The organism is Streptomyces tamarix (assembly GCF_032423885.1).
GTDB lineage: Bacteria > Actinomycetota > Actinomycetes > Streptomycetales > Streptomycetaceae > Streptomyces > Streptomyces tamarix.
Genome location: NZ_JAWCTQ010000029.1, coordinates 1 through 11,325, shown reverse-complemented (window position 1 = coordinate 11,325; position 11,325 = coordinate 1). Strand labels below are relative to the sequence as shown.

The 11,325-nt window shown below is 67.0% G+C and carries 3 protein-coding genes; all 3 read left to right on the top strand.

What is annotated here, in order from left to right; genetic code table 11:
• Positions 1 to 131: 131 nt before the first annotated feature.
• On the top strand, positions 132 to 3,740 hold the full coding sequence (locus RND61_RS21420; RefSeq protein ID WP_315879652.1) for a LamG-like jellyroll fold domain-containing protein: 3,609 nt from the start codon (positions 132 to 134) through the stop codon (positions 3,738 to 3,740).
• 856 nt (positions 3,741 to 4,596) lie between these two features.
• A complete protein-coding gene (locus RND61_RS21415) occupies positions 4,597 to 10,776 on the top strand; it encodes an RHS repeat domain-containing protein (RefSeq protein WP_315879651.1) in 6,180 nt (2,059 codons plus the stop codon).
• A gap of 34 nt (positions 10,777 to 10,810) precedes the next feature.
• Positions 10,811 to 11,188 carry a hypothetical protein gene (locus tag RND61_RS21410; RefSeq protein WP_315879650.1) on the top strand — a complete coding sequence of 126 codons (378 nt, stop codon included), beginning with the start codon at positions 10,811 to 10,813 and terminating at the stop codon, positions 11,186 to 11,188.
• Positions 11,189 to 11,325 lie beyond the last annotated feature (137 nt).

The window sequence follows — 11,325 nt, the reverse complement described above, 5'->3', positions numbered from 1 at the left end:
CGTGGCCATCTTGAGGAACTTTCCTCCCCTCAGCACATATGTCCTGATCCAGATCCCTAGGCAGAGTGACACCGAGCGGGTAGGTTCCCACGGCTAATGATCTTCATGAAATCTCCAGAAAGTGACTGCGCATGATGCGACGCAGGCATCGCGGGGGAGCGATGCGTGGGAGAGCCGCTGCCGCGGCGCTGGTGATCCTCCTGGGTGGTGCCGGTGCCGAGAGCGCGGTGGGGGCCGAAGCGACCGAAACGCCGACACCCGCATCGGAAGTGCCCCCACCGGTGTCTTCCGAACCCGCGGACGAACCGGGGCGAGGCAAGGCGTTCTGGCAGGATGACGGCCCACCGATCGAGTCGGAGGAGCAGAAAGCTTCCCGTAGAGCCGTCGAGTCGGGACAGCGCGTCGAGGTCACGGGGCTCACCACGTCCACCGGGCAAGTGTTCGCCAACAGTGACGGCACCTTCACCGCCGTCTCCTCTCCCGTTCCCGAGCGCGTGCGCAAGGACGGCGAGTGGACGGCCGTCGACACCACGTTGGGTGTGGCGCCGGACGGCTCGGTCAGGCCGAAGTCGGCTGAGGACATCGTGCTGTCAGGTGGTGGTGACGACCCGCTGGCGCGGCTGCGACTGGGAGGAACCGAGTACGCGATCACCGCTCCCTGGGGGCTCCCTGAACCGGTGCTCGACGGATCGTCCGCGATCTACAAGTCGGTACTACCGGATACCGACGTGGTGGTGCAGACGCACGCTGACGGCTTCAGCTATCACTTGGTGCTGCGCACTCGAGCTGCGGCGGCCAACCCCGCGTTGAAGTCGCTGCGTTTCCCGATCACCACCAAGGGGTTGACCGCGCAGTCGTCCCCTTCGGGCGCTGCCACGTTCGTGGACGCTTCCGGCCAAGCCGTTGTGTCGAGCAGCTCCGCCCTCATGTGGGATTCGGCTCCGGCACCCGCATCGACGGCCGTGACCAGCCGACAGAGCAGTACCGTTGAGCGGACCAGTGCCGGCAGTGCCCCGCTCAACCCCGGCGCCGGCTCTCGGACAGCGGTCATGGACGTCACCGTCACCGACGAGACATTGTCCATCGCCCCGGACCATGAATTCCTCCAAGACCCTTCGACGGTCTACCCGGTGGTCCTTGACCCGCCGTCCTTGAAGGCCTCACTGACCGGATGGACCACGGTCTGGTCCGACTCCGCAAGTACCAGTTTCTGGAAGACCAAGCATGCTCTCGGCGTGGGCTACGACGCCTACGTGGACAACAAGAAGGTGCGCTCCCTCTTCCAGTTCGACACCAGGTCCGTCGCCGGCAAGAAGATTCTCGGGGCAACCTTCACGTCCTACGCCATTTGGTCCGCGAACTGCGAGAAGCGCGACGTCGGCCTGTACCGGACTGGAACCATCTCCAGTTCAACGACCTGGAGTAATCAGCCGTCCTGGTCCGCCCAGGTCGACACCGTCTCAGCGGCCAAGGGTCACTCGTCCAGCTGTCCGGACGGCGACATCGAGTTCGACGCCACGGCCGCCGTCGCCTACACGGCGAAGGCGAAATCGACGACGACCACCCTGGGGCTGCGAGCGAGCGAGTCGGACCCGATCGCCTGGAAGCAGTTCATGTCGCCCCTGGACGACCGGGCCACCACGGATCGCAAGCCGCGCCTGTCCATCACTTACGTGACACCACCGACCAGCAAGCCCTCCACGGTGAAGATGTCCGATCCCAACATTTCCTGCTCGGCCTCCACCAGCCCCGCGTTCATTCGGGACGACACGCCGCGGCTGACGGCCACGCCGATCTCGACTGACGGATCGAACGCCAGTCTGCGTCCGAACTTCGAACTGTACAAGGGCAGCAGCACCACACCCACCGTCCTCAAGCCGAGTACGTGGACCGCCAGTGGAACAGCGGGCACCTCGGTCACGGCAACGCTGTCCAAGGACACGACGTACAAGTTCCGCGCGCGGACGGAATACAAGTACACCTACGGGGGTGCGACTAATTACCTGTACGGCCCCTGGTCCGCCTACTGCTACTTCGAAGTGGACCCCGGAGGTCCTCCCCAGCCCGGCGTCACGTCGACCGCATACCCCGAGTGCGCCGGGACCGATTGCTCAGTCGACAGCGAACACGGCGGAGTCGGTACCCCCGGAAAGTTCGTGATCACGGCCAACGCCTCTGACGTGCGCCGCTATGACTGGTGGCTCAACGGCGTCAAGCTGGACAGCAAGCAGTTTTCCGCGAACACGCCCTCATACGAGATATCGGTGACTCCGGACAAGCGGCTGACCAATACCTTGCGGGTACAGACCTTTGACAACGCCGGTTATCCCAGTGCCCACAAGGACTACCTGTTCAAAGTAGGCCGCCCCGCCGATCCCGCCGCCACCTGGAAACTCGACGAAGGCACCGGGACTGCTGCGGCCAACGCGCACAGCAGCACCCACCCCCTGACCTTGAACCAGTCCTCCTGGGTCCCCGAAGCGAGGAACGGCGCAGGACTGGCAGGTGCCGGCACCGCGTTCTGGGCGGGCACCCAGGCTCCTGTGGTAGACACTGCGAACAGCTTCGCCGTCGCCGCATGGGTCCGCCTCAAGGAAAAGCAGCAGACCACCGTGCTCCAGCAGCGGGGTGTCAATGTCGGCGCCTTCCAGTTGTACTACTCCACCAGTTACGACCGTTGGATCTTCAACCGGTATGCCACGGACCAGACCAGCGACGCCACGACCATCGTTCGGGCTGTGTCCGCACGGCCGCCCGTCCTCGGCGCCTGGACCCACCTGCTGGGCGTCTACAACAAGGGAACCGGCAAGATCCAGCTCTATGTGAACGGGCAACTGGAGGCGGAAACGCCCTTCACCACACCATGGGCCTCAAACGGCCCCATGGAGATCGGACGCTGGCGTACCAGCACGCAGATGTACGCGGATGTCGACCATGTCCAGGCATGGAAGCGCGTGGTCTACCCGTCCGAGCTGAACGCGCTGGTCAACGTCGAGGACCCCGGGACGGGACACCCCCAGCCCGAACTCCTGGCTCACTGGGAGATGAACGAGGTCTCCGGCACCACTGCAGCCGACAGCACCGGGCGAGGCAACTCCCTTTCCCTTCAGTCAGGCGCGTCCTTCGCAGCCAGCGATGAATTCGGTCACGAAACCGTCATGGCTCTCAACGCGGATTCCGAAGGGCACGCCACCGCCTCAGCGGTACTGGACAACAGTGGCAGCTTCTCCGTAGCCGGATGGGTCAACCTCTCAGCGGACTCGAAACTGGAGGACCTCACCAGCGCCCACTCGCCCACCGTCTTCTCCCACCCGGGCACCCAGCGGGACGCGTTCCGCCTGTGGTACCGGCAAGAAGCAGGCGAAGCAGTCGGGGACTGGAACTTCGGCCTGTTCACCAATGACGTCCTCGGAGGGTCGGGCGCCATGACGACCTCCGACGAGGTCAACTCGCCCAGCGGCTGGGTACATGTGGTCGGCGTCTTCGACTCGGCCGCGCAGTCGATCAAGCTCTATGTCACCGGTGAGCGGCAAGGCGACGAGGACGGCGCTTTGTACAAGGGCGTCTTCCAGCCGACCGGACCGCAGATGATCGGGCGAGGGCGCCGCCACGACAACGGCCAGTGGGGCAACCTCCTGCCGGGCCGCCTCGATGACCTGCGCGTCTACGCCGGAGTGCTGTCAGAAGCCGAAATCACCAGGCTGTCCACCGTGGACGAGCCTCCGGTGCCCATCGAGTGACCCCTGCCCGTCCCTTCCCCTTGCGACAGGGCAGCGGTGCGCCGGGCTCGGCTCGGCGCACCGCTGGACGAGAACACGGGTAGCGCGAACGCAAGGACCGCGGCTTCCGTGCGGCATCGGGCACACCGACGCCGCACGGAGGCCGCCGCTCCCAGCGGCGCCGGCGTGGTCACCATGTCGTTGGACGTGACTTCCACCCCCGCACTTCGAGTGCGACCTCAGTGATATTCCGGGAGCGAATTCCGGGAAGGCTGTCGCAGCTGATCCCCTTTCCAGGACACCAAAGCCGAGTCGCGACAGCGGCCGACCAGAACCGTACGAGGCACACACGCTCTGAAATTGATCCAGGGCACTTCCATGCCGCGTATGAAAAAGGAAAGAAGATCCGCCCGGCGACCGTCGGCGACTCGCCAGTCGCACTGACCGGCGTCAAGTTCAACCCTGCTCCATCAGCATAAGCCCAGACCGGCGACCCTCCGGGCAACAGCCTCGAAAAATCGCCGTCACCAAGAATGCGGAGAAACCTTTGACCGGCACAAGACCAGTGCTGCGATCATGGTCCTGGAGAAAGGCCAGCCGCCGCCGAATAGCGGTGGTCGTCTTTCCCTTGACCACGGCCATCGTCACCACGTTGCTGGGCGCGGCCCCAGCCCAGAAATTCGAGCGTGACCCCAGCGCCTTGTCAAAGCCCGACTTCGGCAAGGCGGAACCCTTCCGGGCCGGGCACAAGCAGATCTCCGATCCCACGCGTGAGGCCGCGGCCAGGACGCGTGCGCGAGCCACCCAGAAGGTCGTGTGGCCTGGCTCCGGTGCCGCGAGCGCCAGCGTTCCGGCCACACCGCACACCGATGCCAGGGTGGGCGACCTGCCGGTCAGCGTCGGGCAGCCGCTTCCCGGGAAGGCGCGCAAGGCCGCGACGGCCAAGGCGGGTTCGTCCTCCCCCGCAACCGGGCCGGCACCCGCCAAGGTCGAGGTGCGGTTCCTCGATCGTGCCAGGACGGCGAAGCTCGGTATCGACGGCGTCGTACTCGCCGTGCGCCGCGCGGACGGCAAGGCCGACCCGTCCGGGCTGTCCGTCGCTCTCGACTACAGCGGCTTCGCCCACGCCTACAGCGGCAACTGGGCCTCGCGCCTGCGGTTGGTCCAGCTTCCGGCCTGTGCCCTCACCACCCCCGAGGAACGGGCGTGCCGCACCACCACGCCCGTCCCGTCCTCGAACGACACTGCAGGTCAGACCGTCACCGCTCAGGTGACCACACCGAAGACCGCCACCTCTCGAGCCGGTAGCGCCAGCGCATTCACGGTTCTCGCGGCCTCGGCCGGCACGTCCTCGGACCAGGGCACGTACGAGGCGACCCCGCTGTCGCCGTCGGCGACCTGGGCGGGGGGCGGGTCCAACGGCGACTTCACCTGGTCGTACCCCATGGACGTCGTACCGGCCCCGGCCGGCCCCACACCTTCGGTGGCGATCGGCTACTCGGCGCAGAGCGTCGACGGCCGCACCTCCTCCACCAGCGCCCAGCCGTCGTGGGTCGGTGAGGGCTTCGACCTGCCGACCTCCTACATCGAGCGCTCCTACGGCTCGTGCGACGACGACGGCCAGGACAAGAAGTACGACCAGTGCTGGAAGGAGGACAACGCCTCCATCGTCCTGAACGGCAAGTCCAGCAGCCTGATCCTGCTCGACAAGGCCAAGGGCACCTGGCGCCTCCAGGGGGACGACGGCGAGCGCGTCGTGCGCACCACCGACGCGGTCAACGGCGATGACGACGGCGAGCACTGGACCGTCACCACCACCGACGGCACCCAGTACGTCTTCGGCAAGAACCGGCTGCCCGGCTGGACCAGCGGCAAGCCCGAGACCAACTCGGTGTGGACCGTCCCGGTCTTCGGTGACGACTCCGGCGAACCCGGCTACGACGCCGGCAGCAGCTTCTCCGCCCGCGCCAAGACCCAGGCGTGGCGCTGGAACCTCGACTACGTCGTCGACCCGCACGGCAACGTCATGACGTACTGGTACGACAAGGAGCTGAACCACTACGCCAAGAACGGCACCACGGGCAACGGCACGGAGTACGTCCGCGGCGGTTACCTGAAGCGCATCGACTACGGCCAGCGCACCGACACGGTCTTCTCCACCACGCAGCCGGCCGCGGCCCGGGTGGAGTTCACCGTCGCCGAGCGCTGCGTCCCGGTGAGCGGCGGGGAGACCTGCACCACGCTGACCGAGGCCAACCGCAACGCCTGGCCGGACGTCCCGTACGACCAGATCTGCAAGAAGGACACCGTCTGCACCGACCAGCCGGCCCCGTCCTTCTTCTCCCGCAAGCGCCTCACCGGTGTCACCACCCAGGTCTACAAGGGCACGGGCACTGGTGCCGACACCGACTACCGGGACGTCAACCACTGGACCCTGGACCAGTCCTTCCCCGACCCCGGTGACGGCTCGAACGCCGGCCTGTGGCTGAAGTCCATCCAGCACACCGGCAAGGTGGGCACCCCCATCGCCCTGCCGGCCATCACCTTCTCCGGCATCCAGCTCCACAACCGCGTCGACAAGACCGGCGACGACATCCCGCCGTTCATCAAGTGGCGCGTCCGCACGGTCACCTCGGAGACCGGTTCCGTCCTCACGGTCAACTACTCGGATCCCGAGTGCATCGCGGACACCAATGTCCCCACCGCGCTCGACAAGAACACCAAGCGCTGCTACCCGGTGAAGTGGATCCCGCCGTCCAACCCCACGGGGGGCACCAACCCGCAGCCGCGCACCGACTGGTTCCACAAGTACGTCGTCACACAGGTCACCGAGTCCGACCCGACCGGCGGCGCGCCGCTGAAGCAGACGGACTACACGTACCACGGCGGCGGTGCCTGGGCGTACGACGACCAGTCGCCCATCACCCCGGCCAAGTACCGCACGTGGGGCATCTGGCGCGGCTTCCAGAAGGTCACCACCACCACCGGCGAGGCCGCGGGCGTCCGCTCCAAGACCACTTCCCTGTTCTACCGGGGCATGCACGGCGACAAGCAGCTCGACGGCACCACCCGCACGGAGACGGTCACCGACTCCACGGGCACGTCGGTGAACGACGAGGAGCAGTACGCCGGCCAGGTGCGCGAGGCCATCACGTACAACGGCACCACCGGCGGCGAGGTCTCCGGCACGATCACCACACCGTGGTCGCAGAACACCGCCACCGCCACCCACTCCTACGGCACGGTGCACGCGTACATGACCCGTACGGGCAAGGAGGTCAAGCGCACGCCCGTCACGGGCGGTACGCCGATCACCTCCACCAGCACGACGACGTACGACACGCAGAACGGCCTGCCGCTCACCGTGGAGACCGAGGGCGGCGGGGTCAAGGACTGCACGCGGACCGAGTACGCCAAGAACGCGACGGACTGGATCCTCACCGCCGTGAAGCGGGTCGAGAAGGTCTCCGTCGGCTGCGGCGTCACGCCGAACCGGACGGGAGACCCGAAGACGACCCACGTCGTCTCCGACGTGCGCACCTCCTACGACGGGCAGGCGTACGGCGTGGCCCCGACCAAGGGCGACGTCACCGCGCAGCAGCGCGTCACGGGCTACAGCGGCAGCACGCCGCAGGTGCAGACCGTCCTCACCGCGAAGTACGACGCCCTGGGGCGACTGACCGACCAGTGGGATGCCGACGGCACCCGCACCGACCACATCGACTACACGCCGGCCGCCGGTGGGCCGCTGACCGGCAAGAAGGAGACCAACGCCCTCGGGCACACGGTGACGACGGAGATCGCGCCCGACTGGGGTTCGAACACGGTCAGCATCGACCCGAACGGCAAGCGCACCGAGAGCGCCTACGACGCCCTCGGCCGCCTGACCGACGTCTGGCTCGCCGACCGTGACCGTGCCGGGGGGCAAGCCCCGAACCGGAAGTTCGAGTACAAGATCCAGAAGGGCGACGCCTCCTGGGTGGCCACCAAGTCGCTCAACAACGACGGCACCACGTACCAGACCGCGTACGCCATCTACGACGCCCTGCTCCGACCCCGCCAGACGCAGTCGCCCGCTGCGGTGGGCGGTGGCCGCGTCATCGCGGAGACCAAGTACGACACCCGTGGCCTCGAGGTCGAGTCCTCGGTGGACTACATCGACACCACCGCTCCGTCCGGTCGGCTCGCCACCCTGCTGACCGCCTCCCCCGCCGGCACCCGGAAGGTCTACGACGGCGCCGGCCGGCCCACGGCCGAGATCACCCTCGTCCACGAGAAGGAGCACTCCCGGACCACCACGACGTACGAGGGCAACGCGACGACGGTCGAACCGCCGGCCGGCGCGTCCGCCGTGCGCGAGGAGGTCGACAGCCGTGGCCGCCTCGCCGAGAAGAGGGAGTACGAGGGCAACAAGGCGACGGGTGCCTACACCCGGCTCACCTACACCTACGGTCGCGCCGACCGACTGGCCACGGTGAAGGACAGCGACGGCAACACCTGGGGGTACGAATACGACTTCCTCGGCCGGACCGTCGCGACGAGCGACCCGGACGCGGGCACCAGCCGCACCGAGTACAACCACCTCGACCAGGTGAGCGTCACCGTCGACTCCCGGAACAACATCCTCAGCCACACCTACGACCTGCTCGGGCGGCCGACCGGCCGGCTTTCGGGGCGCATCCCGGTCGTCAACGGCGTGCCGACGATCGACGACTCCAAGTACCTGGCCCGCTGGTCGTACGACACGATCGCCCTCGGGCAGCCGACGTCCTCGATCCGGTACGAGGGCGGCAAGGGCGGCAAGGTGTACGCGACGACCAATGCCGCCTACGACCCGCTCTACCGGGTGCTGAAAGAGCAGTACACCATCAGCACCAGTGAGGGTGCGGTAGCCGGCACCGGCACGTACACCATCACCAACGCCTACAATCTGGATGGAACGCCACAGAAGCGGACCATCCCGGCCATGGGCGGACTCGCCCAGGAAGTGCTCACCTACGGCTACAACGACCAGCGCCTGCCCACCACCCTGCAGGGCCTGACCGGCATCGTCCGCGGGACGGACTACCTGCCGGCCGGAGAGCGCATCCGCGTCACCCTGGGCGTCTCCTCCACCGCCAAGTGGACGGAGATCAACACTTCCTACGAGGACGGCACCAAGCGTCTCGCCCGGCAGACCGTCGTGTCGGAATCCAACAGCGGCACGGACTCGGACACGTACTACCGCTACGACCCGGCCGGCAACCCGGTCGAGATCGACGACCGCTCCACCACCACGGGCGACAAGCAGTGCTTCACCTACGACGGGCACCGGCGCCTGAAGAGCGCGTGGACCGCCAAGACGGACTGCGCGACAGCACCCACCGCGGCGGGCGTCGGAGGGCTCGCGCCGTACTGGAAGTCGTACACGTACGACAGCGCCGGCAACCGCAAGACCGTGACCGACCACCTGGCCACGGGCGGCGCCGCCACCACGACCTACGCCTACGACCACACCGCCACCGACGGCACGGCCCGTCCGCACCTGCTGGCCTCCACCACGACCAGCCCGGCGGACCCGTCGAAGCCGGCCACGAGCTACACGTATGACGCGTCGGGCAACACCAAGACCCGCACGATCGGAGGCAAGACCCAGAACCTCGAATGGGGGCCGGAGAACAACCTCGTCAAGGTGACCGAGGCGAACAGCACCGAGACCTCGTTCCTCAACGACGCCAACGGCAACCGGCTCATCCGGCGCGACGCCACGGGCACCACCCTGTACCTCGGCGAGACCGAGCTGCGCCACGACAAGGCGACCGGCAAGGTCGAGGCGACCCGGTACTACTCGCACGGCGGCCAGGTCGTCGCGGTGCGCACCCCGCAGTCGCTGACCTGGACGAGCGCCGACCACAACGGCACGGCCAACGTGCAGATCGACGCGACGACCCAGGTGGTCACGCGCCGGCACTCACAGCCGTTCGGTGAGACGAGAGGCACCCAGCCCGCCAAGTGGGCCGGCGACAAGGGCTTCGTCGGCGGCACGCAGGATCCGACGGGTCTGACCCACCTCGGCGCCCGCGAGTACGACCCGACGACCGGTCGCTTCATCAGCGCCGACCCGGTCGCGGACCTGAAGGACCCGCAGCAGATCAACGGCTACGCCTACAGCAACAACAACCCGGTCGCCTTCGCGGACCCGGACGGCAAGTTCTTCCTGTCGTTCATCTTCGCGGTCATCCGGCTGATCAGGGCGGTCATCCGGTACGTGGCCGCGGCCGTCCACACGACGTACCGGCAGAACTCCAGCCACCGTGCGTCCAGGAGCGGGTCACGTGCCGGGCTCTCAGCCACCGGCAGCGCGAGCTTCGCCTCCGGCAGCACCGACAGCTGCCCCGCGATCCAGCGGAACTACGGGATCTGCAACAACAAGGAACCCGAGAACCCGAAGTCGCTGGGCCAGACGCTCAAGGACATGGCAGGAGGCGTCGGCGACTTCTTCGCCGGCAGCGCCGACGCCATCGAGTACGCCACCGAACCGTGGTGCTGGTTCGGCGCGGACTGCGGCGTCCAGGAGACGTACCGCGAGAAGGCCAAGGACGCCGGAGTCGAAGTCGGCTCCAAGGAGTACAAGGACACGGCCGAGGCCGCCGAGACGGTTTCGTGGCTGGCCGGCGGATTCGGTGCCCTGAGAGCCCTCATCAAGAAGGCCCTCAAGGGCGGAACAAAGGCCCCGGACGCACCCAAGGCAGCGCCCCCCGTCCCGGGTCCGGCACTGTACGGTGCGGAAGGCAAACAGCTCGGTAAGAAGTGGGGTAAGCATGCCACCGACTACGGCAAGCATCCCGGTGACACTGCTGCCCGCCAGTGGTACGGCGAGCGCATCAAGGAAGTGCGTGGGGCTCCTGACGAAGTGAGGCAGGGCGCGTACCGGCCCGGCCAGGGCGGCGCCGACGACTACTGGTTCTACAAGAAGGACAACGACTTGCTCATCACGAAGAATGATGGGGAATTCGTCTCCATGTTCCCGCTGAGCGGTCCGAACAAGTGGTACGAAAATGCCGATAATAAGTACTGAATTCCCCGACGTCACATGGGACAGGAGACGCAACTTGGGTGTCAGTGATATCTTCGCCGAAAAGCGGGTGACCCGTGTGGCCGAAGTGGTCAACGAGGACGACGAAATCGTCGGCCTGCAGGTGACCACGGCTTCCGGCGAACGCTTCGTTCTCACCGACTGGACCGACTGGACCCTCCGGGTAGACACCCGCGGCGACGACGAGCTGCCCGACTACTTCTGGCCGCCCGAAGAGCATTCTTTGAACACTGTCTTCGAAAGCCGAGATGGAGCGGTCGTCACCTCGGTCCGGGAGCACGTGGACGAGATGGGAGACGTCATCGGCTTGCACCTGAGCATCGAGAGCTTCGGGGACTTCTCAGTCCATGCGGACGCGGAAGGGTTCTCCTGGAAGCGGGGGGCCGGCGTCTGACACTCCGGCAGCCGCAGGAGACCCTCTCCCCTCGAAAGCGCCTGCTCAAGATTCGATGAGATCGGGCAGCAGTCCCCTCTCTTCCAGGTGCGCACGACCAGGGGGTGGGCGCCGGGCGGCGGGCCCCCCCACGGAGG

Bases quoted from the DNA above. Each gene is read 5' to 3' on its own strand.
- RND61_RS21420 (WP_315879652.1), top strand. From the start codon at position 132: ATGATGCGACGCAGGCATCGCGGGGGAGCGATGCGTGGGAGAGCCGCT.